2 protein-coding genes are annotated in these 1,233 nt (G+C 68.9%); both read left to right on the forward strand.

Annotation, left to right across the window (positions count from 1 at the left end; translation table 11 throughout):
* Positions 1-807, forward strand: an 807-nt coding sequence (gene sucB / locus HMPREF3105_RS06735) for a 2-oxoglutarate dehydrogenase, E2 component, dihydrolipoamide succinyltransferase (RefSeq protein WP_070709029.1), incomplete at its 5' end; no start/stop codon positions are given.
* Positions 808-825: 18 nt separating this feature from the next.
* A complete protein-coding gene (locus tag HMPREF3105_RS06740) occupies positions 826-1,170 on the forward strand; it encodes a hypothetical protein (RefSeq protein ID WP_010078527.1) in 345 nt (114 codons plus the stop codon).
* Positions 1,171-1,233: the final 63 nt, after the last annotated feature.

The following is a 1,233-nucleotide window of genomic DNA, read 5'->3' on the forward strand; positions in this document are numbered from 1 at the left end:
GAGCAGGCCTCCGAGGCTGCCGCCCCGTCGTCGGCCCCGGCCGCTGCGTCCGCCCCGGCCGCGAGCTCCTCCGTGGACCCCTCGGTCCGCGGCGAGGTGGAGAAGGCGCCGCGCATCCGCCAGGTCATCGCCCAGCGCATGCGCGAGTCCCTCGACCTGTCCACCCAGCTCACCCAGGTGCACGAGGTGGACGTCACCCGCATCGTGCAGCTGCGCAAGAAGGCCAAGGCCTCCTTCCAGCAGCAGGCCGGCGTGAACCTGACGTACCTGCCGTTCATCACCAAGGCGGTCGCCGAGGCCCTCAAGCAGCACCCCAAGCTGAACGCGTCGTTCTCCGAGGACAACAAGGAGATCACCTACCACGCGTCCGAGGACATCGCGATCGCCGTGGACACGGAGAAGGGGCTGCTGGTTCCCGTCATCAAGGACGCCGGCTCCCTGAACCTGACGGGCCTCGCCCAGAAGATCGCCGACGTGGCCGAGCGCACCCGCACGAACAAGATCTCGCCGGACGAGCTCTCGGGCGGCACGTTCTCGATCACGAACATCGGCTCCGTGGGCGCGCTGTTCGACACGCCGATCATCAACCAGCCGCAGGTCGCGATCCTGGGCACCGGTGCGATCGTGAAGCGCCCCATGGTGGTGACCGACGCGGACGGCAACGACTCGATCGCCATCCGCCACATGATGTACCTGTCCCTGACCTACGACCACCGCCTGGTGGACGGGGCCGACGCGGGCCGCTTCCTGACGACGCTGCGTCAGCGTCTCGAGGGCGGCGAGTTCGCCAACGAGCTGGGTCTCTGACGGAAAGGGAGAAGGACTGTGGATATCCTGCACAGCATCCTGGTGGCCGTGCACATCGTGTCCGCCGCAGCGATCGTGGGCGGTTGGTTCGCGCACTTCCGCAACCCGACCGTCACCACCTCGCAGTGGTGGGGCTCCGTGGGCATGATCGTCTCCGGCGTGGTGCTTTTCGGCCTCGCCATGAGCGGGGAGCCGAACCACATGAAGCTGGGCGTCAAGTTCCTGATCGGCGTCATCGTCTTCGTGGCCGCCCTGATCGGCCGCCGCAAGTCCAACCGCGGGGAGGTCGTGCCCACGGGCCTGGCCCACGCGGTGGGCGGTCTGGGCCTGGTGAACATCCTGGTCGCCGTCCTCTGGCAGTGATCAGCCCAGGCGGCTGACGCCGCACCACGCCGCGGGCCCCGGGGAGCTTCTCCCCGGGGCCCG

It is taken from the genome of Micrococcus sp. HMSC31B01 (assembly GCF_001816085.1).
GTDB lineage: Bacteria > Actinomycetota > Actinomycetes > Actinomycetales > Micrococcaceae > Micrococcus > Micrococcus luteus.